We start from the raw sequence: 23,784 nt of genomic DNA on the forward strand, positions 1-23,784 counted from the left end.
CGCGCCTCTACCTAGCCGATGTGCTGGGCCTCGACCCAAGCGACCGCCGAAGGCCCATCCTCGAACCAATTCCAATCGGCCATGAAGCGCCGCGCCCAGGTGAGCTGCCGCTTGGCATAGCGGCGGGTCACGGTCTTGGCCCGGGCGATCGCCTCCTCGCGGGAAATCTCGCCGCGCAGCCAGGCGGCGATTTCCGGCACGCCATGGGCGCGCATCGCCGGCAGGCCGGGATCGAGATCGAGCGCCAGCAGCCGCTCCACCTCTTCGCCTGCGCCCATATCCAGCATGGTATCGAAGCGACGCTCGATCTTGGCGTAAAGCGCTTCGCGATCGGGGGCGATAAGGAGCCGCAGCGCTTGAGAGGGCCGCAGCACCGGCGGGGTCTCCTGCCCCTTCTGCCATTCGGCAAGCGAGACGCCGGTGGCCTCGATCACCTCCAGGGCGCGTACGATGCGCTGCGGATCGGTCGCGGGCAGCCGCGCCGCCATTTGCGGATCGCGCGTCACCAACAGCGCATGCAGCTCCTGTGGGGGCAGCGCCTCGGCCTTTTCGCGCCAATGTTCGCGTGTCTCTTTCGGGATCTCGGGCACCGCCGCCAGGCCTTCGGTCAGCGCCTTGAAATAGAGACCGGTGCCGCCGACCAGGATGGGCAGCCGGCCCTCGGCGCGGACTTCGGAAATCGTCCGGGCGGCATCGGCAAGCCAGCGGCCGACGGAATAAGGCTCCGCCGCCGAGACGATGCCGTAGAGCCGATGAGGGATCAGCCGCTCCTCGTCCAGATTGGGACGGGCGGTGAGCACCCGCAGCTCCTCATAGACCTGCATGGAGTCGGCATTGATCACGGTGCCATTGCGGTGCACGGCCAGCTCCAGCGCGGCGGCGGATTTTCCGCTCGCCGTCGGCCCTGCGATCAGCACCGCGCCGGGCATGCCGGCATTTCGCGTTTCGAAGCTGTTCACGCCACTCCCCGCCCCCCGACCGGGCCATTCTGCCGTTTTTGTTGTGGGACCGGAACCCATGCGCAGCCGCGGGCGCGCGTTTGCCTTAACGGATGCGCTAGACGTGCCGGATGACGGGCTATTGCAGAGACAGCGCGACGAAGCTGAGCTCGCCCTTGCCGTCGGAGATCAACAGCAAGACGGATTTGCGGCCGGATTTTTTCACCGCATCGATGCGCGCCAGGATCTCGTCCGGGTCGGTGACCTTCTCCTGGGTCACCTCGACGATGACGTCGCCGGGCTTCACGCCCTTCTCGGCGGCCTGGCTAGCCGGATCGACGGCGGTGATGATGACGCCCTCGACATCGTCGTCGATCTCGAATTGCTCGCGCAAACCATCGGTCAGCGGCGAGACCCGAAGTCCCAGCGGGATGTCGGTTTCCGGCGCCGGCAATTCCTTGTTCTGGGCGCTCAGATCGGTGACCTCCTCGCTCTCCGGCAGGCGGCCGACCGTCACTGGCACGGTCATCACCTTCTTGTTGCGCAGAAGCGTGACCTCGACGGTCTTGTCGATCGGAGTACTGGCGACCACGCGCGGCAAGCTGCGCATGGTATCGACCTCCTGGCCGTCGAAGCTCAAGATCACGTCACCGCTCTTGATCTCGGCGGCTTCGGCGGGGCTGCCCGCCATGACCTTGGCGACCAGCGCGCCCTTGGTGTCGTCCAGGCCGAGGCTCTCGGCAATTTCATCGGTGACGTTCTGGACATGCACGCCGAGCCAGCCGCGGCGGGTCTCGCCGTATTCCTTGAGCTGGGCGATGACCTGCTCTGCGGTGGTGGACGGCACGGCGAAGCCGATGCCGATGGAGCCGCCGGTGGGAGAGATGATGGCGGTGTTCACGCCGATCACCTCGCCGTCCATGTTGAACAGCGGGCCGCCGGAATTGCCGCGGTTGATGGCGGCGTCGGTCTGAATGAAATCGTCATACGGCCCGGCGTTGATATCGCGCCTTGTGGCGGAGATGATGCCGACGGTGACGGTGCCGCCGAGGCCGAACGGGTTGCCGATGGCCATCACCCAGTCGCCCACCCGCATCTTGGAGGAATCGCCGAATTTGACCGCCTTCAGCGGCTCCTCCGGCTCCACCTTCAGAAGCGCAAGATCGGTCTTCGGGTCGTGGCCGAGCACCTTGGTCACCTTGAGCTTCCGCCCATCGGTGAAGTTGACGATGATCTCGTCGGCGCCCTCGATGACGTGGTTGTTGGTGACGATCAGACCGGAAGAATCGTAGACGAAGCCGGAGCCGAGCGAGCTGACCCGGCGCGGCGGGCCGTCGCCTTCGGGGGAATCGAAGAAATCGTCGAAGAACTCCTCGAAGGGCGAGCCCTTCGGCGCCGGCACGCCGGGTTCTTCCTGAATGCCCTTCACGGTCTGGCTGCTGGAGATGTTAACCACCGTCTCCTGCAGGCCTTCGGCGATGTCGGCGACGGATTCGGGGCCGCGGGCGAAGCTCGCCGGAGCGGCAAAGAGGAGGAGCGCGGCGCAAAGCACAAGCCCAGCGGCTAAGCGGATGGGCGGAGCATGCCGCCCGTTACGATCTAGCATCGCAAAATCCGTCTCTCTCCTCGCTTTGGCAAATCAAGCTGCCACGAGGCGGCCCGGTTGCTCAATCCTCAAATATACACTGGGTTGCTCATGGCTATGAGCTTGCCTATGCGCTTGCCGCCACCTCAGCCACGCACCAGCCAGACCACCACGACGCCGATGGCCACGGCGAGCGTGCCGGCCACCCGCAAGGAGGATTCCGGCGTCTCGGCCGTCGCTTCGCAGCGCTCGGCCGAGCCGCGGCGCAAGCGCCCAGAGCAGCCCCTCGATGACCAGCACGAGACCGATGGCAACCGCGAGATCCGCCATAAGGCCGGTTACGGGCTCGCCGGGGTCTCGTCAGCGGGCGCAGTGTCGGTGCTGGCCTGCGGCGCAGGCGACGGCTGGCTGGTGTCCTTCGGCGCCAGGCTCTCATTGGGCGCCAGTCCGCGCTTTTCCATGGAGGTCGCACCGGGGACACGAGGTCCGCCGGAGGCGTCGTTGAAATACTGGAAGAACTGCGAATCCGGGCTCAGCACGAAACGGGTATCGCCCTGGGTCATGGACTTCCGGTAGGCCTGCATCGAGCGGTAGAAGGCGAAGAAGTCCGGATCCTGGCCGAAAGCCTCGGCGAAGACCTGGTTCCGCTGGGCATCGCCCTGACCGCGGATGCGCTCGGCCTCGCCTTGCGCATTGGCCTTGAGCACCGTGACCTGGCGGTCGGCCGTGGCCCGGATGCGGCGAGATTCGCCTTCACCCTCGGCGCGGAACTCGGCTGCTTCGCGCTGACGCTCGGTGTTCATGCGGCGGAAGATGGCGTCGCTATTGGCCTCGGGCAGATCGACCCGCTTGATGCGGACATTGAGGAAGTCGACCCCGTAGGTCTTCGCCTTCTCGTTGATCTGCTCGTTGATCGTCTTCATCAGCTCGTCGCGGCGGTCGCGGACGATGGCCTCGAAGGTCGAAGCGCCGAGCACGCCACGCAAGGTCGATTCCAGGATATTGGCCAACTGGCCGCGCGCATTCTGCTCATTGCCGGCGCTCTGATAGAACAGCAGCGGATTGGCGATGCGGTAGCGGGCGAAGGCATCCACGACGAGGCGCTTCTGGCCGGCGGCGATCACCTCTTGCGGGGCCGTATCGACCTCCAGAACCCGGGTATCGAAATACAGCACATTATCGACGAACGGCACCTTGGCATGGAGGCCAGGCTCCTTGATGACACGCTTCGGCTCGCCGAAACGCAGCACCAGCGCCTGCTCGGTCGGATCGACGGTGAACAGGCTGAGATAGGCGCCAAGCGCCGCAAGGCCGATCAGAATGAGAAGGCCAACACCGAAAATACGCATTACTGGCCTCCCGTCTGTCCGGTTGTGGATGAGCTGCTGCCGGAGCTCTTGTTAAGCTCCGTAAGCGGCAGATACGGCACGACGCCGCTGCCGCCCGCTTTGTCGTCGAGGATGATCTTGTCGGTATTGGCAAGAACGTCCTGCATGGTCTCGATGAAGATGCGTTTGCGGGTCACGTCCGGCGCCAGCTTGTATTGCTCGTAGATCGACAGGAAGCGATCCGCCTCACCCTTGGCTTCGGCAACCACACGGTCGCGATAGCCTTGCGCCTGCTGCAGAATGCGCTCTGCCTCACCGCGCGCCTCGGGGATCACCTTGTTGGCGTAGGCGTCGGCCTCGTTCTGCAGACGCTCCTGGTCGGCTTTCGCCGCCTGCACGTCGCGGAAAGCATCGATCACCTGCTCGGGTGGGTCGGCCTTCTGCAGCTGGACCTGGCGGATTTCGACGCCGGCCTTATAGCGATCCAGCGTGCTCTGCATCAGCTCCTGCACGGCGGTTTCCGTCTTGGTGCGGTCCTCGGTGAGGATGCGCCCGATATTGCTGCGGCCGACCACCTCGCGCATGGCGCTTTCGGCCACGTCGCGCACAGTGCCCTCCGGGTTCTGCACGTTGAACAGGTAATCCGGCGCGTTGTTGATCTTCCAGAACACGACGAAGTCGATATCGACGATGTTCTCGTCGCCGGTCAGCATCAGGCTCTCCTGCGGACGCGGTGCGCCGGCGGTGGAGCCGATCTCGATGCGGTTGACGCGGGTCACCTTGGGCAGAAGCACTTCCTCGATAGGATAAGGCATGCGGAAATGCAGACCCGGCGGGAGCTGGCGCACATATTCGCCGAAGCGGAGCACCACGCCCTCTTCGTCGGTATCCACCCGCACGGTGAAGGCGAAGAAGCCGACCACGGCCGCAAGCACGAGGGCGATGAGGACGGCAAACCAGCCGCCCATGCCGCCGCCGCCCGGGAAAGCCTGGCGAATCTTATCCTGGCCGCGGCGCAGAATCTCTTCCAGGTCGGGCTGCTGGCCGCCACCGCCGCCAGGTCTGCCGCCGCCGGGGCCGCCGCTCGGGGGTTGTCCCCAAGGTCCGCCGCCGCCGCTTTTCCAACCGCCGCCGCCGCTCTGATTGCTCCAAGGCATATTTGCTTCTAATCCCGATGTGGTTTGAATTTTCCGCCCGGTGCGGCGCCACAAGACCGCGTCCCGGATAGGACCTGCACGAAGAAAGTGGCAGCCCTTAGATGCGTGTTGCGCAGGTTATAGGCAAGTCCCCGGCGCCGCGCAATGCGCCAGGGCCGGCAAAGCCGCCGATTCTCAAGCCATTCGGCGGCGTTCAGACGGTGGATGGCGCCGCTTCCCGTTCCAAAATCACGATGCTCATCGGGTGATCGTCGCGCGGGCCGGGTTCGAAGCGCTCGCGGGAGACCTCATGCCAGAGGCTGCGGTCCCATTCGGGGAACCAGGTATCGGCGTCGGGCTCGGCATGCACCTCGGTGAGGTAGATGCGGGTGGCAATGGGCAGGCAATGCTTGAACAGCGCTTCGCCGCCGATCACCGCGACCTCCTCGGCGCCGGTTTCCAGCGCCTCCTGGCGGCCGATGGCCAGCGCCTCCTCGAGGGTATTGGCGACGGCGCCGTCTGGCACGTGGAAGTCCGTGTCGCGGGTGAGGATGATATTGAGGCGCTTGTCGAGGCAGCGGCCGAGGGAATCGTAGGTCTTGCGGCCCATGACGATGGGCTTGCCTAAGGTCACGCGGCGGAAATGCTTCAGATCGGAAGACATGCGCCAGGGCAGATCGCCATCCTTGCCGATGGCGCCGTTCTCGCCCACGGCAACGACCAAAGCGAGGCCGATATCCGTCTCCTCGCTCATACCGCCACCGGGGCCTTGATCGCGGGATGGGGGTCGTAACCTTGCAAAGCAAAATCCTCGTAGGCGAAATCGAAAATAGAGCCGATCTCCGGGTTGAGGCTCATGGTCGGCAAGGGGCGCGGCTCGCGGGAGAGCTGCGTCGCCGCCTGATCCAGATGATTCAAATAGAGATGCACGTCGCCGAAGCTATGCACGAAATCGCCTGCCTCCAGCCCGGTCACCTGGGCCATCATCATGGTCAGCAGCGCGTAGGAGGCGATGTTGAAGGGGACGCCTAAGAAGATATCGGCGGAGCGCTGATAGAGCTGGCAGGAGAGCTTGCCGTCGGCGACATAGAACTGGAACAGGCAGTGGCACGGCGCCAGCGCCATCTTGTCCAGCTCGCCGACATTCCAGGCGCTGACGATATGGCGGCGGGAATCGGGATCACGCTTCAGCCCTTCGACAATCTGCGCAATCTGATCGATATGGCGCCCGTCCGGCGCCGGCCAGGAGCGCCATTGCCGGCCATAGACCGGACCGAGCTCGCCTTCCGGGTCGGCCCACTCGTCCCAGATGCTCACCCCGTGCTCGGTGAGATAGCCGATATTGGTCGCGCCCTGCAGAAACCACAGCAGTTCGTAGATCACCGACTTCATATGCACTTTCTTGGTGGTGACCAGGGGAAAGCCCTTGGCCAGGGGAAAGCGCATCTGCGCACCGAACAGGCTGAGCGTGCCGGTGCCGGTGCGGTCCGATTTCTCGGTTCCGGTGTCCCTAATGCGGGCAAGAAGATCGAGATATTGGCGCAAAGTGCTCGGCTTCCTCATCGGGCCCCGGCCCCAATCTCGTCATGCTGAGGCCTAGGCGTCATCCAGCCTTTCGATATAGGCTGAGCGGCGTGCCGACACCAACCTTCTGATCCAAGGAGATCCGAACTCATGTTGAAAAGTCTCTGGCTCGGCGCCCTCACCGCCATGATCGCGACGCTCGGCTTTTCCGCCGATCCGGCGCTGGCCAAGAAATATCGCGGCTCTTACATCGATGCCTATCAGGCGCGGGAGATCGCCTTCGATGTCGGCATCGTGGAGATCCGCGAGCTCGAGCTCGACGGCAAGAAATGGGAGATCGAAGGCTGGGATGCCCGGCATCGCGAAATCGAGCTGAAGCTCGATGCGCGCGACGGCCGGATCATCAAGCTGGAGCGGGATTGACGAAAATCTCCGCCACAACTGTGGGCAGAGTTCCGGCTAACCTTTTTTTCCCCGCCGGAAGGGCATATATATGAAATGTCGATGCAAATCGACTATGGCGATAAATGGCCTTCGTAATAAGCCTATCGGACCCGGGGGCGGTACCCGGCGCCTCCACCAAATTCCAGACTGCCATGGGGAAGCATCCCTTGGATCTGGAATCCGGCGGGGGCGAAATAGGATCGACGAGGGTGTAAAGGTTGAGCTTTCGCTCGGCATGGTTCCGCCGTTATCGGGCCATTCAATAGTTGCAAACGACAACTATGCCGAGGCAGCTCTCGCTGCGTAAGCAGTGCGATAGCCTCAAATTCAAGCCCTAACCGGTCGCACGGTTAGGCGCGGTTTCGGAGGGCACCGGGCAACAGAAGCCCTCCACTTCGCGCGACGGGGGACATTCGCCAATTCCAAGGTGCATCCTTCGTCGCTATGCAAAACGACGAAAACCGAAACGACGGGCTGATGGCTGAGGACGAGATTCGCTACGATAATCTTATCCAAGACGCGCTACGCGGTGTGATCCGCGAGGTGCTGGTTCTGGTGAAGCAGCACGGCCTGCCCGGCGACCACCATCTTTACATTGCGTTCGACACCAACGCCGAGGGCGTTCAAATCTCCAAACGGCTGCAGGAACAGTATCCGGAGGAGATGACGATCGTGCTGCAGTACCAGTTCTGGGATCTGCTGGTGGCCGAGGACCGGTTCGAGGTGAAGCTCTCCTTCTCCAACGTGCCGGAGCGGCTGGTGGTGCCGTTCGGCGCGGTGAAGGCGTTCTACGATCCGAGCGCGCAATTCGGACTGCAATTCTCCAAGCCCGGCGCGGCCAATGACGCAGCCCGGCAGCATCTTGCCGCTGCCCTGCCCGATCTGGTCGCCGAAACCGACGAGGTCAGCCAGGGCATGAACGCGCCGGACATCCCCACGGACGCCGATGACGAACGTGCCGACGAGATCGAGCTGGAGGAGCCGGAGACCGAACCCGGCCGAAGCACCGGCGAGGTCGTTCATCTGGACCGTTTCCGGAAGAAATAGAGTTTCGCGCTCTACGCGCGGCTACGCCGTTTCGCGCTCGGCCGAGGTGATCTGCCGGCGCGTCGCAGGTTTCGGCGCCGATTCTGTCTCCAGCGGCACGTTCAAATCCACGTAGAGCCCTTCGGGGCGGAATTCCAGCTTGGTCTCGCCGCCGAGATTGTGGCGGATTCCCTTCTCGATCAGCTGAGTGCCGAAGCCGCCGCCGCCGGGCTGGGGCGGCGGGGCGCTGCCCTTCTCCTTCCAGGTGAGGCGCAAACGCTTGCCGCGGCGGCGCCAGGTCACCTCCAGCTGGCCCTCGTTCTGAGACAGGGCGCCGTATTTCACCGCATTGGTGGCCAGCTCGTGCAAGGTCATGGCGAAGATCGAGGTGCAGCTCGGCGGCAGCAACACGTCCGGCCCCTTCATCACGATCTGCGGCCCGTCCTCCCGGCAATAGGGCTCCAGCTCCCGCTCCACCATGGCTTTCAGGCTGGCGCCGGACCATTGCGATTCCAGCAGCAGATCGTGGGCGCGGTGCAGCGCGCGCAAGCGCTCGCCGAGGGTGGCCGCCATGGCCATGGCGGGAGCGCTGTCGGCCTGGCGCAAGCTCGCCTGCACCAAGGACTGCACGATGGCGAGGGAGTTCTTCACCCGGTGGTTCAGCTCGCCGACCAGCATGGTCTGGCGCTGTGCCGCCCGGCGCGGTTCGGTCACGTCGCGGAAGATCAGCACCGCGCCGGTGAGCGAGCCGTCGGAGCCGTAGATCGGCGCGCCGACATCCTCCACCGGCAACTCGCTGCCATCCTTGGTGATCAGCAGGCTGTCGGTCTCGTGCCGCGCCAGACCGCCATTGGTCAGCGCCGCGGTGGCGGGATCGGGCAGCGTCTTGCGGCTCTCCTCGTCGACCACCCGGAAGATCTTGGAGATATGGCGGCCGCGCGCCTCCTCCTCCATCCACCCGGTCATATCCTCGGCGACCTTGTTGATGATCAGCACCTTGCCGCGGGCATCGGTGGCGATCACGCCCTCGCCGATGCTGCTCAAGGTGATCTGCAGCCATTCGCGCTGGCGGCGCAGCTCGTAGAGTGCCTCGTTGCGCACCTCGTCGGCGCGGCGCACCGCGTTGGTGGTGGTCCAGGAGAAGACGGCAAGCACCACGACGCTCGCCACGGCGAAGAGGGCGAAGCTCGCCGCGCTGTCGTAGAAGCCGCTAAGCTCGGCCTGATGGGCGAGCCAGCCGGTGACCAGCGGCAAGACCAGGATGCCGGGCAAGAGCCGGCGCAGCATCTCGCCGGCCGGCGAGCGCTCCAGCACGGCGGCGGCGAGACCGTCATCCGGCGTCGCCGCCAAAAGCCCTACGCCAAGCAGCAGCGCGCTGGCCGCGCCGTCCACCGACAGGGCCGAGAACGGGAACGGGTGATAGGCGGAGGTGATGCCGTAGGCGTAGCCGGTCAGCACCACCAGCACCTGTACCAGAAGCGCGATGGCGAGAACCTGGCTGAGCCAGGTCAGGAAGCGGCCGCGGGCGGCGGCGGCCAGCGCCAGGCCAAACAACAGGATCGCCAGGCCGATGCCCAGAGCGAGGCGCTGGGTCTCCTGGGTGTTAAGCGTGTCGACGACCGGCGTGGCCGGGCTCATCAGCACCTCGTTCAGCCCGGAGCGGAGATCGATCATGTCGTAAAACAGAATCAGGATCGCCACGGCGATGACCGGCATCGCCAAAAGCCGCGCGGTCACCCGCAGGACGCGGAAACTGAAGCTAAAGCAGAGCAGCGCCACGCCGGAGAGCACCACGGCTACGGCCGCATCGGGGCGCATGGTGACCATCTCGCCGGCATAGTCGCGGATGTTCACGTCATCCAGACGCCAGCTCGCCAGCACGGCGGCGCCGATCAAAATGGCGAAAATCGCGCAGGCGCGCGCCAGGCCGAGCGAGATACGCTTGCCGCGCGGCATAGGCAGGGGAAGATTGATAGGGACGTCAGTCATGGACCCGTCCGCCATTTCCGTGTAGGGCGCAAGGCGTGAGCCCCGCCCGGCGCCGGCATAAAACCGGATCGAAGAAGTCTACACCGCCAGCTGATGCTATAGCGTTCATCGGTGACAAGAGCATTTCGCTTAAAAGCCGGACCGGAAACAATGGGGCGCGCCGCCACAGCGCCCGTCAGCTTGGGAGAGTAAGAAATGTCCGCAGAAGACATCGTGGAAACGCGGGTCGAAACCGACGCCTTCGGACCCATCGAGGTGCCCGCCGACCGGTATTGGGGCGCGCAGACCCAGCGCTCGCGCCAGAATTTCAAAATCGGCGACGAGACCATGCCGCTGCCGCTGATCCGCGCCCTGGCGCTGGTCAAGAAGGCCGCCGCGCTCACCAATATGGAACTCGGGCGCCTGGACGAGAAACTCGCCCACGCCATCGCCGCAGCAGCAGATGAAGTCATCGACGGCAAGCTCGACTCCCATTTCCCCCTGGTGGTCTGGCAAACCGGATCCGGCACCCAGTCCAACATGAATATGAATGAGGTGATTGCCAATCGCGCAAGCGAGATGCTCGGCGGCGGCCTCGGCAGCAAATCCCCCATTCACCCCAACGATCATGTCAATCTCGGACAATCGTCCAACGACACGTTTCCGACCGCGATGCATATCGCGGCGGCCTCGGAGATCGCTTACGCGCTCGACCCTGCCCTGGCGCATCTCTTGGAGGCCCTGAAAGCCAAGGCCGAGGCTTTCAGGGATATCATCAAGATCGGCCGAACTCACATGCAGGATGCGACGCCGTTAACGCTAGGCCAGGAATTCGGCGGCTATGCGGCACAAATCGCCAGCGGTATCGAGCGGATGAAGCATTCGCTCTACGGGCTGTACCAGCTGGCGCAGGGCGGCACGGCGGTCGGCACCGGGCTGAACTCCCATCCGAAGTTCGCGGAGATGTTCGCCGCCAAGGTGGCCGAGCTCTCCGGCCTGCCCTTCAAGACCGCGCCCAACAAGTTCGAGGCGCTGGCCGGCAACGATGCCTATGTCGCCGCCCACGGGGCGCTCAACACCGTGGCGGTGGCGATGTTCAAGATCGCCAACGACGTCCGGCTTCTGGGCTCAGGGCCGCGCTCCGGTCTCGGCGAGTTGAAGCTGCCGGAAAACGAGCCGGGCTCGTCGATCATGCCGGGCAAGGTGAACCCGACCCAGTGCGAGGCGGTTACCATGGTCGCCACCAAGGTGATGGGCAATCAGACCACCGTCAGCTTCGCCGGCAGCCAGGGGCATTTCGAGCTCAACGTGTTCAAGCCGGTGATGGCCTACGCCATGCTGCAATCGATCCGGCTGATCGGCGATGTCGCCATCAGCTTCACCGATAATTGCGTTGCCGGGATCGAGCCAAACCTGGAGCGGATCGCCGAGCATATGGGCCGCTCCTTGATGCTGGTCACCGCGCTCGCCCCGCATATCGGCTACGACAAGGCGAGCGAGATCGCCAAAGCGGCGCATAAGAACGGCACCACCTTGAAGGAGGAAGCCGCCCGTCTCGGCTATGTCGAGGAGGCCGAGTTCGACCGGCTGGTGCGGCCCGAAGATATGATCGCGCCGAAGGCGTAAGGCTTAAGGCGTCCCGTGTCCTCAAAACGCTCCATCACCATTGCCGGGCACCGCACCAGCGTGTCGGTGGAGGATCCGTTTTGGGAGGCGCTGAACGAGATCGCCGAGACCCGCGCCACGTCGGTGGCGAGCCTGGTGGCCTCGATCGACGAGACCCGCGGGGAGCAGAGCCTCTCCGCGGCGATCCGGGCTTTCGTGCTGAACGAGGCCCGCGCGCGGCCCGCATGAAGGCCGCTTAGCCGCGACCGCCGAAGATGGGAATGCCGCGCTTCCAGTCGTCGCGGGCGGGCTCCGGCCGCCGCCGGCGCACAGGAGCAGGCGGTGGCGGCGCCAGCTCTTCCTGCCCGTTCTCGCCGGTCATCGCCGCGGTGGGATCGGTCCAGCCTTCGCCGAAGGGCGAACGCTCGGGGATTGGCGGCGGTGCGTCGCTTGGGGCGACCGCCGCGCCGCGATCCGGCCGCTGCGGGGGCGGCGCCGGATTGTTCTGAGGCTGGGGCGGCTTGCGGCCGCCGGTCACGTCGAGATTCTCCAGCCGCTCGACATCCTCCTGCATACGGTGAACGGTGAAGTAGCTCTCGATCGCCTTGGTGCCGATCTGCGGCGCGATCGTTGGCGCGCGCTCCAGCGGGCCGGCCAGCACCATGGTGAGCGGCGGCAAATCCTTGGCCGCCGGATCGGTCAGCCGCATCTTCCATTCGCTGTCGAGGCGGAGGCTGGCGAGCGCCAGATAGCCGGAAATATCGGTGGCGGCTTGCGGTCCGTCGAGCGTGCCCTTGTCGAGCCGCAGCACGCCGTTGGCGATCTCGAATTTGAGGCTGGTGGCGCGGAAGTGAAAGCCGCCCTGCTTCAGCTCGGCGCGCAGCGTCTCGGCGAGCGCACCGACCTTCTCTTCGTTGACCTTGTTCTGATCGGTCCTGGCGGCGCCCGCGATCATGCGCTGCAGCGCGGCCGGATCAAAGCTGAGAATTTCGCCGGGGCGGAAGGTGATCATGCCCTTGCCGCTCAGGCCCGCCACCAGGCCGGGCGGGCTCAAACCTTCGCCGGAGACCGTCATGTTGACGCCGAAGACACTCTTGGCCAGCGGCTCGCCGGCGATGGCCGTGGTGGCCTCGGAGAGCTTGGCCGCGGCGAGCTCGGCGCGGGCGTCGAGATGCACGCCCTGCCCCCGCGGGGTCAGCTTGCCGGAGGCGGCAAAGATGCCGCCGAACAGCTTGCCCTTGAGCGCGGAGATGGTCAGCCCACCGGCGCTGGCATCGGCCTTAAACTGGGCGCTCTGCAGGGGAAAGGCGCTGCCCATGCTCAAGGTCTTGCTGTGTAGATTGAGATGGGCGTTCAGCCCTGCGAGGGAGTCCAACGCAAAGCCGCGCACCGGCCAGACATCGGCCTTGCCGGCGATGACGGTGCCGAGCATCTCCTCGGTGGAGGCGGTGCGTTCCCAGGCAATCAGCAGCCCCAACAGGCCTGGGAGCGAGGCGGTCTCGGTATCGGCATCGAGGAAGATCTCGGTGCCTTGATCGCGGAACAGCACATGGGCCTTTCCGCTCACCGGCTGGCCGCCGAGGGTGCCCTCAATGGGGGCGAAATGCAGCTCGTCGGCGGTCTTCTTCACGGTCGCGGCGAGATCGGCGCTGAGGCCTTCGGCGCTCGGCGGCAGCTCGAACCCGGCCAGCGCCACCAGCAGCCCGGCATTCCCGGTCCGGGTGCGGAGCTTGCCGTCGAGGAAAAGCTGGCTCTCTTTCAGGCTTCCCGTCCCCTCGAAGCGCGCCGAGACGGGCCCCCGGAGCGACAGGCTCCCGGTCACGGATTTCTCCGGCACGCCTTTCAGCGCGATTTGGAGCCGGCTGGTGTTCGGCGTTTCGCTCGCTGAACTTCCAACGCCCTTTGCGGCGCGGGCAAAGCGGCGGTCGACCTCCTCGGCGCTCAGGCTGGGAACCAGCAGGCTGATCAGCATCTTGCTGTCGGCGCCGTCGATGGTGCCGTCCACATCGAGATCGGCGGCTTGCAGATCCTCCACGTCGCCGAGCAGCGTGGCACGCAAGGCGACATCGGCGCCTTTGGCGGTGCCGGATATATCGGCGCTGGCCCGGCTCGCCTCGCCCTCGCGCGTGGCGGACAGCGCGATATTCAGATCCATCGGTGCCATGGCCGGCAGATAGTTGGTGCTGAGCTGCTCGGGCAGGCCGAGCAGAGTCGCCAGCGCCATCACGCTTTCTGGCTTTTGCCCGTTGAGGCTGAAGCGAACCTCGCCGACGGGCTGCTCGCTGAGGGCATCGATATGGCCCTTGCCCTGCAAGGCAACGGCGCCGGGCGCGGCAAAGTCGAGACGGCTGATATCGAGCCGGTCGCCGGCATAGTTGAAATTGGCTTCCAGCGCGCCGCCCGGGGTATCGGGCATCAACAGCTCGCCGACCTGCAGGGAGATATGCGCCTCGTCATTGCGGAACGCGGCGAGCGAGAACGGGCCTGCGTTCTTCGCCGGCGTCGCGCCCTGCTTCTTCGCGCCGCCACCGGAGAGCACCTGCCAGACGCCGCCCTCCCCCATCACGTCGCGGAGGTCGAGCCGGTTGCTGTCGAGGGTGAGATAAAGCACGCGCTTGTCGCCGGAATGGAAGCGCAGCGCCCCGCCGAAGCCGGTGCCGCTCACCTCGCCCTTGATGGCAGAGAGCTGGATGTCGTCGGCGGCGATCTGTGCATCGGCGGCGACGGAGAAGCCTTCCGAGGCGACCGGGCCGGCAAAGCCCCGCTCACCGATAGCCCAGCGAGTCACGGTGGCGAGCTTCTTGCCGGATAGCTTCATCTTTCCGGTGAAGGACGATGCGCCCTCGGCGCGGGCGATCACCCCTTGCGCCTCGATGCGGCTCTCGCCGGGCAGCCCGGCAGTTAGATGGTCCAGGCGCAGGCTGCCGTCCTGCTGCGAGGCCAGCGCCAGATCGACGCCGGTGACCAGGTCGCCGCCGAGGCTCGCCTGCTCGATCTTCACATCGAGATCGGCGCTCTGAAAGCGGCCGGCCTCGCCGAACACCACGCCAAGCAGCTTGCCAAGAGCAACGGCGGGAGTCGGTGCAGCCTGCCCCTTCTTGGCCAGCAGCAGACTGTCGAGATCCACCCAGCGGGCGGCAATTTCTCCCCTGGCGGTGAGCGGCCCGGCATAATCGAGCGCCAGCTTGCCCTTCATGGTCTGGGACCGGCCGCCGGAATGGATCGACAGAGTGAAGGGATCGAGCCTGGCGCTGGCCAGATCGGCGACCAGCTCGCCTTTCAGATCGATCACCTTGCCGGCGGCGCCGTTCGCGGATGTGCCGTTGCCGCTTCCCGGTGCCTCTGGCGCCTCCACTGCCGGCATGGCGCCACTTTGACTTGCGCCCTGTTGAGGCACGCGGCGGGCGGTGAGATTACCCTCATAGCGCGGGCGATCGCCAAGCCCGGAGACCACGCCGTCGAGCAGCACGGCGGTGTCGGTCTGCAAATCGCGCAAGGTCGATTTCAGGCGGAAGCTGCCGGCCTCGCCCGCCGCGCCGGTGGAAAAGCGCAGCTCTTGCGGCTTGCCGCCGGTCTCGTAGGTGAGCGCCACCTTATAGGGCCCCTGCAGCGAGCCGGCGCTGGCCTGGCCTTGCACCTTGTCCAGGATCAGCGCCTCCTCGCCCTCTCGTGCGATCTCGATGCGCCCGCCGGTGACGGTGACGGCATCGAAGGCGATGCGGCGCGGGCCGAAGCGGAGTTGCTCGGCGCCCGCGCCGATATCCTCCCAATTGCCGATCCCGTCGGCACCGATATTCAGCCGCAGCACCGGCGCGGTGATGTTCAGGGTCTGGGCCTCGATAGCGCCGCGCATCAGCGCGCCGATATTCAAGGTCGCCTCGATCGATTGGGTCTTGAGGAAGGGCTGCGCCAGATCGCCGTTGCGATCGGCCACGCTGACCTCGTCGAAGCGGAGCTCCGGCACGGGGAGCAGCTCCAGATGCACCGGCCCTTCGACCTTCACGGTGCGGCCGAGCAGCTTCGTCGCCTGGGCTTCCAGCACCGGGCGGTAATCGTTGAAGTCGACGAAATACGGAATTGCGAACAGCGCGCTCAGCGCCAAGATCAGCAAAGCCGCCAGGGTGAGTAAGAACGAGTTCACGGAAATCCCGACCTTAAGGGCGTCGAAGCCAGTTCTCGCATGGTTCGGGGTCGCGCGCCCCGCGCGTCCCGGGCAGCCGCCTTTCTAGCGCGCCCGCCCTATTCTGCCATTCTATCGCAAACTGTTCACCCGGCGGCGGCGATATTCGCGCCGAAGGCGCTGTTTTTGTGGCAAACCGGGGCTCCGCGCCCGTTCCGCGGCAGCCTCAAGGACCGCCGGGGCCGCTATCGGCTCAGCTCCAGACCGAATCGACCACGGCGGCGTAATGGAAACTCGCCGCGGTGAGCACGAAAACGTGCCAGATCGCCCGCTGATAGGGGATCCGCGAGAGGTGGAAGACAACCCCCACCGTATAGAGCAAGCCGCCGATCATGAGCAGCACCGCGACCCGGGCGGAGATCGCCTCGGTCAGCGGATACCACACCGCCAGCACGGCCCAGCCCTGCACCAGATAGAGCGCGACGGAGACGCCGTCGAGATAGCGCGGCGCGGTCAGCCGGATGACGATGCCAAGCGCGGCAATGATCCAGACCACCGAGAGCAGGATCAGGCCCGAAGGCGCATCCAGCTTCATCACCGCGAACGGCGTATAGGTGCCGGCGATCATCAGGAAGATGGCGGCATGGTCGAGGCGGTGGAACACCTCTTTCAGCTTCGGCCGGACGATCAGGTGATATCCGGCCGAGCAGCTGAAGCAGGTCACCAGCGCCAGCCCGTAGATCGTCAGGCTGACCACCCAGAGCACGGTCTGGGATTTCACGCCGACAATCAGCAGGCCGAACAGCGCGACGAGGCTGGCGGCGACGCCGATGACATGCACGCAGCCATCGGCGATCCGTTCGCCCAGACGCTGTTGCGGCACCGCATTTGCGGGGCTCTGCTTCAGACTTGCCAATAGCTTTGGCATTTCACCTTCGAACGCGAATTACCTTCGTCGGCATCACGTTACGGCGGCGTGTGGCGAGTATGAGGCAAGCCGGTGGCGCTTATTGTCCTAGTTTCGGCGTGCGGAAGAGGTCTTGCGTCAGTTGCCGCAGGCGACCGAACCGGAGGTGCAGACATACGGCACCACCACGCCCGGCCAGCACTGGGTGTAGGTCTTGGAGGTCACCACGTCGGGCTTGATCAGGATTTCCGGCGGCACCACGGGGCGCACGGCCTTCCAGAACGGATCGGGCTTCACCTTGCGGGCGCGCATGGTGACATAGCTCCAGCCGCGGCGCTTGCGGGTGGCCTCGGCGACCTCCTTGGCATTGGCCTGGGAGGCGATGACGGCCTCCCTCGGCGTGGAGGCGCTATTGGTGGCGCGAATGAGCTCGCAGCCGGCGAAGGCAGGCGCGGCGTCGAGCCCGGCCAAGGCAACGAGGCCAAAGACAAGAAATGCGATTTTTGTAGCGTTTTTCATTGATCCCCCAGGTCTCAACAACGCGATGAGAAGAAGCGCGGCCGACACCAAATCGCGGCGCGGCCGGCGTGACTTTACGAAAATTGCAGCAGCTGACCAGTGTTGAGAAGCCACAATCCGCCACAAGTTTTTGGCGGATTGCCCGGCACCCGTGGCGCATAGTCCCGCTTATGGTGCGGTGTCCTTTTTTGCGCCCTTCGGCGTGCTATATCTCCCAGCATCATGACGAAGAATCACTCAGCCGCCGTTTCCGCCGAGGACGAGGCGCCGCGCGAGCTTTCCATCTCGCAGCGGGCGATGCGCCGCCCGGCCGGGGCGGATTATCTCGATGCGCTCAATCCGGAGCAGCGCGACGCGGTGGAGACCACGGAAGGTCCGCTTCTGGTGCTGGCCGGCGCCGGCACCGGCAAGACGCGCGTGCTGACCACCCGCATCGGCCACATCCTCAATCTCGGCAAGGCGCGGCCGAGCGAGATCCTCGCCGTCACCTTCACCAATAAGGCGGCGCGGGAAATGCGCTCCCGCATCGGCGATATGATCGGCGGCGCGGTCGAGGGCATGCCCTGGCTCGGCACCTTCCACGCCATCGGCGTGAAGATCCTCCGCCGCCATGCCGAGCTGGTCGATTTGAAGCCGTCCTTCACCGTGCTGGATGTGGACGATCAGATCCGCCTGATGAAGCAGCTGCTCTCGGCGGAGAATATCGACGAGAAGCGCTGGCCGGCGCGGATGCTGGCCGGGCTGATCGATAGCTGGAAGAATCGCGGCCTCACCCCCGACCGTATCCCGGAGGGCGAGAGCTTCGCCTTCGGCAACGGCAAGGGCGCGCAGCTCTATGCCGCCTATCAGAAGCGGCTGAAGGAGCTGAACGTCGTCGATTTCGGCGATCTCCTGCTGGAAAATCTGCGGCTGTTCCGGGAGCAGCCGGAAGTGCTCGAACGCTATCAGCAGCGCTTCCGCTACATGCTGGTGGACGAGTATCAGGACACCAATGTCGCCCAATATCTGTGGCTGCGCCTTTTGGCCCAGGGCAAGGAGAGCCCCAATCTTTGCTGCGTCGGCGACGACGACCAGTCGATCTATGGCTGGCGCGGTGCGGAGGTCGACAACATCCTGCGCTTCGAGACCGACTTCCCCGGCGCCAAGGTAATCCGGCTAGAGCGCAATTATCGCTCCACCGGCCATATCCTCGGCGCGGCGGCCGGACTGATCACCCATAACGAGGGCCGGCTCGGCAAGACGCTGCACACCGAAGACGTCGCCGGCGAAAAGGTCGAGGTGCGCGGCTGCTGGGACGAAGAAGAAGAGGCGCGGCTGATCGGCGAGGATATCGAGCAGCTGCAGCGGCAAGGCCATAACTTGAGCGAGATCGCCATCCTGGTGCGGGCGAGCTTTCAGATGCGCGCCTTCGAAGACCGCTTCCTCACCCTCGGCCTGCCCTACCGGGTGATCGGCGGCCCACGCTTCTACGAGCGCCAGGAAATCCGCGACGCCATCGCCTATCTGGCGGTGACGCTGAACCCGGCGAACGACATCAAGTTCGAGCGCATCGTCAACGTGCCGCGGCGGGGCTTAGGGGATTCCAGCGTCAAGGCGGTGCATCAGCTGGCCCGCTCGCGGGACATTCCGCTGACCCAAGCGGCGCGGCTGATCGTGGAGACCGAAGAGCTGACCGCGCGGGCGCGCAAGTCACTCGCCTCGCTGATCGGTGCTTTCGACCGCTGGCGCAAGCTGATCGATTCCATGCCGCATACCGAGCTCGCCGAGCTGATCCTGGATGAGTCCGGCTACACCGCCATGTGGCAGAACGAGAAGTCGCCCCAGGCCCAGACCCGGCTCGACAACCTGAAAGAGTTGATCCGCTTCATGGAGGCGTTCGACAGCCTGGCCGGGTTCCTGGAGCATGTCTCGCTGGTGATGGATACGGAGACCGACGACACCGAGGACCGGGTCAACCTGATGACGCTGCACAGCGCCAAGGGGTTGGAGTTCGACACGGTGTTCCTGCCCGGCTGGGAGGAAGGTCTCTGCCCGCATCAGAGGAGCCTCGACGATCAGGGTCGCGCCGGGCTGGAGGAAGAGCGTCGCCTCGGCCATGTCGGCCTGACCCGGGCGCGCAAAGCGGCGCTGATCTCGTTTGCCCAGAACCGCCGCACCCACGGCACCTGGCAGGCGGCGATCCCCTCGCGCTTCATCGACGAGTTGCCCATCGACCATGTCACCGTGGCCGAGGAGCGGAGCTATGGCGGCTATGGCGCCAGCCGCTTCGACAATGCCGAGACGGTGTTTGCCGGCGGGTTCTATGATACGCCGGGCTGGCAGCGGGCCAAGGCCAACCGCGCGGCCAATCAAGGCGGGCCGCGGCGGCGCGAGCCGATGACCATCGAAGGCACGCTGGTGGCGGCGAGCACGGCGCAAGGTGCCGGCTTCCGCGCCGGGATGCGCGTGTTCCACCAGAAATTCGGCTACGGCTCGATCGCTTCCGTCGACGGCAACAAGCTGACGGTGGATTTCGAGAAGGCCGGGCGGAAGAAGGTGGTCGACAGCTTCGTCGAGCGCGCCTGAGCTTTTCCACAATCTTAAACAGCGACAACGCGGCTATTGGCGTGCACGCGCCGCTTATGCTCAACTTATCGGGTTGGCGCCTTTTGGGACCCTTTCCGGTTTTGCTCTGCTATGCTCGGCAGCGGACCGGCATGTTAGGCTGGATGCGATAAATGAGGGTGGCCCAGGAACGGGCCCGGAGACGAAACGGGGCGGAAACAGATCGTTTAGGAGATAGCAAGCAGCAACGAACGAGCTGAACCATGCGAAGCCTCATCGCTAGCGTCGCCCTGACGCTGTTCTTCTTCGCCGCGCCTGCCGCGACGCCGGCGATCGCGCTGAACGGCGCCACCGCCGATAACGCGGACCGCTTTCCCTTCGTCGTCGAGATCAAATCCGGCGATCATCTGATCTGCTCCGGCACGGTGCTGTTTCCGCGCATCGTGATCACCGCCGCCCATTGCGTGCAGCAGAAGGTCTATTGGCGCGGCGGTGTTTCCTATGTCGACGACTATCTCGATCCCAGCACGCTCAGCATCGCCTCCAGCGCCGGCGGCACGATCCGCTATTACGACGTCGTCGATGTGGATGCGTCCCCGGTCTGGCGCAGCCTGGTCGACGATCCCCATTCCGGAGAGCGCTTCGCCCACGATGTGGCGCTGCTCGTTACCAAGGAGCCGATCGATGTCGGTCTGCCGGGCAATCCGCTGGCACTCCCCGGAGGCGCCGGGCTTCGGCCGAAGCCGCGCTATCACGCCGACGACCGGCCGGGCGATGCGGAAGCGCGAGCCATGGCGGAAGGGCTTCAAGGCCTTACCGACCGCGCCGTGCTGGTGGCCTTCGGCGCCGATAGCTGCCTCTCCTATAACCGCTGCGGCAATGCCGGGGTGCGGCGCTACCAGCCGGTGGCGATCATCAGCGGCAAGGAATGCTTCGCAAGCCGCTACGGCCGGCCGGAACAGCTCTCTCTGCCGCCGGAGATTGCCGCCGATCTTCCGCCGGTGGTCTGGTGCACCGAATCTGTGGTGCTGCCGGGCGATAGCGGCGGGGCGCTGCTGGTGCAAGGCGCGGACGGCGATTATCACTATCTCGGGGTGATCTCGGCCCAGCGGGGCATCTCGCCGATCATGGCGCTTGCCACCTCGCGCCAGCGCAGCGTCGCCACGGCGCTTTATCCCAGTCTCGATTTCATCCTGTCGCGGGCGCGCCAGCTCGGCTATCTGCCTTAAGTGCAGATCGCGCCGGCTCTGCCGTTCGCACCCCGCACCAAGCAAGGCGTCATTCCGGCGTAGGCCGGAATCCAGCTACGCGATGGTGTTGTGTTGCTGGATGTCGGCCGTTGCCGGCATGACGGCGTCGAGAGGCGTTTTCCGATCCCGGCACAAATCGTATCGGAGACAATCTTCCCGCTTTGCTTGCAGCCTTGCCGTCAGGCCTTAAACTCTCGCTCGCGCTCGTCGCTTGCGGGTCGCGAAGCATTGCTGATTTTCAACATTTGCCAGGCTGGCAGGAGGGATTATGGCGTACAAGTTTCAAGTCTATAAGGACCGGAAGGGCGAGTTCCGGTTTCGCTTCAAAGCATCCAACGGCGAGACCATGTTCGCCTCGGAAGGCTACAAGGCGAAGGCCTCGGCAATGAGCGCCATCGCCTCGATCCAGAAAAACGCGCCCGGCGCGACCGTCGAAGAAGAATAGCTGAAATCGCCGAATTCGAAGAAGGCGCGGGGGACGCATACCCTCGCGCCTCTTGCGGTGCCCCAAGTGCCGCGAGCCCGCCGGCTTAGTCGGTCGTCACCGGTTCGAAATCGTCCTCGCCCGCCGGAATAGCTTTCGGCCGCATCCAAACATAAAGCCCCAGGATTCCGAGCAGCAGCACGCCGGCGACGGCCGGCGCCTCGAGATCTCCGGTGGTGACGCGCACCACCACCAGCACCAGGCAGGTGACGGCGCCGAGCGCCGGAATGATCAGCGGGATCTCGAACTGCCCCTTCGGCTCGCCCTTCCTGTGCTTCAGCGCCAGAAGCGCCGCATTGACCACGGTGAACACGGTCAGCAGCAGCAGCACGGTCGCCGCGGCGAGCGAGGAGATCGAGCCGATCAGGGTCAGCGGCAGAGCGATCAGAAGCAGCACCAGAATCGCGATATGGGGCGTCCGCCGCACATCGTGCACCTTGCCCAGATGCTTGGGCAGCAGGCCCTGGCGGGCCATGCCGTAAACCAGGCGCGAGGCGGTGACGTAGTTCACCAGCGCGGTATTGGCCACGGCGAAGATGGTGATGGCGGTGAACAGGATCGGCGGGATGATCGGCGCGGCGCGCACCACCACCTCGGTCAGCGGACCGGGCACATGGGCCAGCTCGTCGGCCGGCACCACCGAGACGGCGGTGATCGCCACGGCGATATAGAGCAGCGCGGCAAGGCCCATGGCCAGGATGATGCCAAGCGGCACGTTGCGGCCAGGATCGCGCACCTCCTCGGCGACATTGAGCGTATCCTCATAGCCGATGAAGGCGAAGAAGGTGAGCACCGCGCCTTGCAAGATCAGCAGCCACTGGGTATCGGCGCCCGGGACCTCCGGCATCTCCAGATAGTCGACGCTGCCCCAGTAGGACAGACCGACGGCGATCACCAGCAACAGGCCGGACGCCTCGATGATGGTGCAGATCACGTTCACCCACATGGATTCGCGGATGCCGCGGAACACGATACCGGCGAGGATGCAGAGGAAGCCGATGGCGAGCCAGGTGATCGACAAGGTCTCGGCGCCGAATAGCGAGGCGAGATTGGCGGCGAACACCCGCGACTGGGTGGCGACGGAGGTGATGCCGGAGCAGACCAGCGCCAGGCCGACGACGAAGCTGAGCAGCGGCCAGCCGAAGGCGCGATGGGCGATATAGGAGGCACCCCCTGCCCGCGGGTAGCGCGAGCCGAGGGAGGCATAAGAAAGTCCGGTCAGCAGTGCGGCGACAAAGGCCACGATGAAGGCGAGCCAGACGGCATTGCCCACTTGGCCTGCCGCCTTGCCGATCAGGCCGTAAATGCCGGCGCCGAGCATGCTGCCGAGGCCGTAAAGCGCCATCTGCACCGGGCCGATGCTGCGATGCAGGGTCGTTTTGCCGGATTGGTCGTCGGAAGAAGTCGTCATTTTGCGCCCAATGTCTCCTTGCGCTAGCCGCAGAGCCGAAGCCCCGGTAAAGACAGGGCGCCAGTTGTCTAAAGGCAGAGATGAGATGGAACAAGCTAACCCGACCGATCGCATCCGTCGATCCGTGACGATCGAAGCCCCCACAAACGCCGCCGCGCGCATCGCCTCGGCGCTGGAAGAGTTCTGGCCGGCGCCCGATGCGGTGGGGCTGTTCGAGAAAGGCCCGGAGCTCGCCGAGGTATTCGCCCATTACAGCGAGACGCCGGATATGACGATGCTGGAAGCTTTGGTGGCCGCCGCCGCGGATGGCGAGATGGTCGGCCCGCTGCGCATCGAGGAGATTCCCAACGAGGATTGGGTGACGCTGAGCCAGGGCCAGCGGGGGCGGGTTGCCGCCGGGCGGTTTCTGGTGCACGGCAGCCACGAGCCGATCCCGCCGCGGCGCGGGGTGATCGAGATCGACGCGAGCCAAGCCTTCGGCACTGCCCATCACGCCTCGACCAAGGGCTGCCTGATGGCGCTGGACGCGGTGCTGAAATACCGCCAGCCCAGGACGGTCGCCGATATCGGCACAGGGTCCGGCCTGCTCGCCATTGCCGCGGCAAAGGAAACCAATGCGCGCGTTCTCGCCAGCGACAATGACGAAATCGCGGTCCGCATCGCCGAGGAGAATGCGCAGATCAACGGCACGCCGCATATCCGCTTCGTGACGGCGGAAGGCTTCGCCCATCCCACCTTTCTCGGGCTGCAGGCCGATCTGATCTTCGGCAATCTATTGAAATCCATACTTTTCGCGCTCACCCCGGGCTTTGCCCGACATACCGCCCCGGGCGGCCTAGCGATCCTCTCCGGGCTCACCGAGGATCAGGCGCCGAGCGTCGAAGCGCGGTTTGGGGATTTCGGCTTCATGGTGAAAAGGCGATTCATTCTCGATGGTTGGGCGACTTTGCTGCTGTGCCGACGTAGTGCCGGCCCTCTCTCAGATTGATTGCGGG

At 65.2% G+C, this 23,784-nt stretch carries 20 protein-coding genes, 1 other RNA gene and 1 pseudogene; 9 read left to right on the forward strand and 13 right to left on the reverse strand.

Features of this window, described 5'->3' with window-relative positions; genetic code table 11:
* Positions 1-11 precede the first annotated feature (11 nt).
* The 8 genes and pseudogenes from miaA to HT051_RS11250 form a co-directional block, all read right to left on the reverse strand.
* The gene (gene miaA, locus HT051_RS11220) at positions 12-959 is read right to left on the reverse strand and encodes a tRNA (adenosine(37)-N6)-dimethylallyltransferase MiaA (RefSeq protein ID WP_333502667.1); all 948 of its coding nucleotides are present in this window, start codon (positions 957-959) and stop codon (positions 12-14) included.
* Between the two features lie 118 nt (positions 960-1,077).
* Complete coding sequence (locus tag HT051_RS11225; RefSeq protein ID WP_174542111.1) at positions 1,078-2,544, reverse strand: DegQ family serine endoprotease; 1,467 nt, start codon at positions 2,542-2,544, stop codon at positions 1,078-1,080.
* A gap of 125 nt (positions 2,545-2,669) precedes the next feature.
* Positions 2,670-2,792, reverse strand: a complete 123-nt coding sequence (locus HT051_RS11230; protein ID WP_371740582.1) for a DUF2065 family protein — start codon at positions 2,790-2,792, stop codon at positions 2,670-2,672.
* Between the two features lie 13 nt (positions 2,793-2,805).
* A pseudogene (locus tag HT051_RS15305) lies at positions 2,806-2,853 on the reverse strand (hypothetical protein); the annotation flags it as partial.
* Between the two features lie 8 nt (positions 2,854-2,861).
* Positions 2,862-3,872, reverse strand: coding sequence for a protease modulator HflC (gene hflC, locus HT051_RS11235; RefSeq protein WP_174542112.1), 1,011 nt, complete (start codon positions 3,870-3,872; stop codon positions 2,862-2,864).
* A complete protein-coding gene (gene hflK / locus HT051_RS11240) occupies positions 3,872-5,008 on the reverse strand; it encodes an FtsH protease activity modulator HflK (protein ID WP_174542113.1) in 1,137 nt (378 codons plus the stop codon). The genes hflC and hflK overlap by 1 nt, the downstream gene beginning before the upstream one ends.
* A 193-nt stretch (positions 5,009-5,201) precedes the next feature.
* Positions 5,202-5,741 (reverse strand): dihydrofolate reductase, encoded by a 540-nt coding sequence (locus HT051_RS11245; protein WP_174542114.1) that lies wholly within the window; start codon positions 5,739-5,741, stop codon positions 5,202-5,204.
* Positions 5,738-6,532, reverse strand: a complete 795-nt coding sequence (locus HT051_RS11250) for a thymidylate synthase (protein ID WP_208454431.1) — start codon at positions 6,530-6,532, stop codon at positions 5,738-5,740. The genes HT051_RS11245 and HT051_RS11250 overlap by 4 nt, the downstream gene beginning before the upstream one ends.
* Before the next feature lie 129 nt (positions 6,533-6,661).
* Between HT051_RS11250 and HT051_RS11255 the strand changes: the two genes are divergently transcribed.
* From HT051_RS11255 to HT051_RS11265, 3 genes are all read left to right on the forward strand, one after another.
* A complete protein-coding gene (locus tag HT051_RS11255; protein WP_174542116.1) occupies positions 6,662-6,934 on the forward strand; it encodes a PepSY domain-containing protein in 273 nt (90 codons plus the stop codon).
* Positions 6,935-6,972: 38 nt separating this feature from the next.
* Positions 6,973-7,350: a transfer-messenger RNA gene (gene ssrA, locus HT051_RS11260) on the forward strand.
* 82 nt (positions 7,351-7,432) lie between these two features.
* The gene (locus HT051_RS11265) at positions 7,433-8,002 is read left to right on the forward strand and encodes an SspB family protein (RefSeq protein WP_174542117.1); all 570 of its coding nucleotides are present in this window, start codon (positions 7,433-7,435) and stop codon (positions 8,000-8,002) included.
* A 21-nt stretch (positions 8,003-8,023) separates the two neighbouring features.
* On the opposite strand, the gene HT051_RS11270 is transcribed toward HT051_RS11265, so the two are convergent.
* Entirely contained in the window at positions 8,024-9,970 is a 1,947-nt protein-coding gene (locus HT051_RS11270) for an HWE histidine kinase domain-containing protein (protein ID WP_174542118.1), read from the reverse strand.
* A gap of 195 nt (positions 9,971-10,165) precedes the next feature.
* Between HT051_RS11270 and fumC the strand changes: the two genes are divergently transcribed.
* Both fumC and HT051_RS11280 read left to right on the forward strand, forming a co-directional pair.
* On the forward strand, positions 10,166-11,575 hold the full coding sequence (gene fumC / locus HT051_RS11275) for a class II fumarate hydratase (protein WP_174542119.1): 1,410 nt from the start codon (positions 10,166-10,168) through the stop codon (positions 11,573-11,575).
* Positions 11,576-11,590: 15 nt separating this feature from the next.
* Positions 11,591-11,803, forward strand: coding sequence for a ribbon-helix-helix domain-containing protein (locus HT051_RS11280; protein ID WP_174542120.1), 213 nt, complete (start codon positions 11,591-11,593; stop codon positions 11,801-11,803).
* Between the two features lie 7 nt (positions 11,804-11,810).
* Here the strand turns inward: HT051_RS11280 and HT051_RS11285 are convergent, their stop codons facing one another.
* The 3 genes from HT051_RS11285 to HT051_RS11295 all read right to left on the reverse strand — a co-directional run bounded on the left by HT051_RS11285 (position 11,811) and on the right by HT051_RS11295 (position 17,100).
* Positions 11,811-15,695 carry an AsmA family protein gene (locus HT051_RS11285; RefSeq protein WP_174542121.1) on the reverse strand — a complete coding sequence of 1,295 codons (3,885 nt, stop codon included), beginning with the start codon at positions 15,693-15,695 and terminating at the stop codon, positions 11,811-11,813.
* Between the two features lie 232 nt (positions 15,696-15,927).
* Positions 15,928-16,602, reverse strand: a complete 675-nt coding sequence (locus HT051_RS11290; RefSeq protein ID WP_174542122.1) for a hemolysin III family protein — start codon at positions 16,600-16,602, stop codon at positions 15,928-15,930.
* A 117-nt stretch (positions 16,603-16,719) separates the two neighbouring features.
* A complete protein-coding gene (locus tag HT051_RS11295; protein ID WP_174542123.1) occupies positions 16,720-17,100 on the reverse strand; it encodes a hypothetical protein in 381 nt (126 codons plus the stop codon).
* A gap of 222 nt (positions 17,101-17,322) precedes the next feature.
* Between HT051_RS11295 and HT051_RS11300 the strand changes: the two genes are divergently transcribed.
* The 3 genes from HT051_RS11300 to HT051_RS11310 all read left to right on the forward strand — a co-directional run bounded on the left by HT051_RS11300 (position 17,323) and on the right by HT051_RS11310 (position 21,339).
* Positions 17,323-19,665 (forward strand): UvrD-helicase domain-containing protein, encoded by a 2,343-nt coding sequence (locus tag HT051_RS11300; RefSeq protein ID WP_174542124.1) that lies wholly within the window; start codon positions 17,323-17,325, stop codon positions 19,663-19,665.
* Positions 19,666-19,907: 242 nt separating this feature from the next.
* Entirely contained in the window at positions 19,908-20,873 is a 966-nt protein-coding gene (locus HT051_RS11305; protein WP_174542125.1) for a trypsin-like serine protease, read from the forward strand.
* A 289-nt stretch (positions 20,874-21,162) separates the two neighbouring features.
* On the forward strand, positions 21,163-21,339 hold the full coding sequence (locus tag HT051_RS11310) for a DUF1508 domain-containing protein (protein ID WP_174542126.1): 177 nt from the start codon (positions 21,163-21,165) through the stop codon (positions 21,337-21,339).
* Positions 21,340-21,424: 85 nt separating this feature from the next.
* On the opposite strand, the gene HT051_RS11315 is transcribed toward HT051_RS11310, so the two are convergent.
* Positions 21,425-22,789 (reverse strand): APC family permease, encoded by a 1,365-nt coding sequence (locus tag HT051_RS11315; protein WP_174542127.1) that lies wholly within the window; start codon positions 22,787-22,789, stop codon positions 21,425-21,427.
* Between the two features lie 124 nt (positions 22,790-22,913).
* Between HT051_RS11315 and HT051_RS11320 the strand changes: the two genes are divergently transcribed.
* Entirely contained in the window at positions 22,914-23,777 is an 864-nt protein-coding gene (locus tag HT051_RS11320) for a 50S ribosomal protein L11 methyltransferase (RefSeq protein ID WP_174542128.1), read from the forward strand.
* Positions 23,778-23,784 lie beyond the last annotated feature (7 nt).

The organism is Methyloligella sp. GL2 (assembly GCF_013341275.1).
Classification (GTDB): domain Bacteria; phylum Pseudomonadota; class Alphaproteobacteria; order Rhizobiales; family Methyloligellaceae; genus Methyloligella.

Excerpts from the sequence above, each read along its gene's own strand:
- HT051_RS11305 (WP_174542125.1), top strand. The coding sequence starts at position 19,908 with ATGCGAAGCCTCATCGCTAGCGTCGCCCTGACGCTGTTCTTCTTCGCC.
- HT051_RS11310 (WP_174542126.1), top strand. The coding sequence starts at position 21,163 with ATGGCGTACAAGTTTCAAGTCTATAAGGACCGGAAGGGCGAGTTCCGG.
- HT051_RS11300 (WP_174542124.1), top strand. The coding sequence starts at position 17,323 with ATGACGAAGAATCACTCAGCCGCCGTTTCCGCCGAGGACGAGGCGCCG.
- hflK (WP_174542113.1), bottom strand. The coding sequence starts at position 5,008 with ATGCCTTGGAGCAATCAGAGCGGCGGCGGCGGTTGGAAAAGCGGCGGC.
- HT051_RS11255 (WP_174542116.1), top strand. The coding sequence starts at position 6,662 with ATGTTGAAAAGTCTCTGGCTCGGCGCCCTCACCGCCATGATCGCGACG.
- HT051_RS11265 (WP_174542117.1), top strand. The coding sequence starts at position 7,433 with ATGGCTGAGGACGAGATTCGCTACGATAATCTTATCCAAGACGCGCTA.
- HT051_RS11245 (WP_174542114.1), bottom strand. The coding sequence starts at position 5,741 with ATGAGCGAGGAGACGGATATCGGCCTCGCTTTGGTCGTTGCCGTGGGC.
- hflC (WP_174542112.1), bottom strand. The coding sequence starts at position 3,872 with ATGCGTATTTTCGGTGTTGGCCTTCTCATTCTGATCGGCCTTGCGGCG.
- HT051_RS11315 (WP_174542127.1), bottom strand. The coding sequence starts at position 22,789 with ATGACGACTTCTTCCGACGACCAATCCGGCAAAACGACCCTGCATCGC.
- HT051_RS11295 (WP_174542123.1), bottom strand. The coding sequence starts at position 17,100 with ATGAAAAACGCTACAAAAATCGCATTTCTTGTCTTTGGCCTCGTTGCC.
- fumC (WP_174542119.1), top strand. The coding sequence starts at position 10,166 with ATGTCCGCAGAAGACATCGTGGAAACGCGGGTCGAAACCGACGCCTTC.
- HT051_RS11270 (WP_174542118.1), bottom strand. The coding sequence starts at position 9,970 with ATGACTGACGTCCCTATCAATCTTCCCCTGCCTATGCCGCGCGGCAAG.
- HT051_RS11290 (WP_174542122.1), bottom strand. The coding sequence starts at position 16,602 with ATGCCAAAGCTATTGGCAAGTCTGAAGCAGAGCCCCGCAAATGCGGTG.
- HT051_RS11225 (WP_174542111.1), bottom strand. The coding sequence starts at position 2,544 with ATGCTAGATCGTAACGGGCGGCATGCTCCGCCCATCCGCTTAGCCGCT.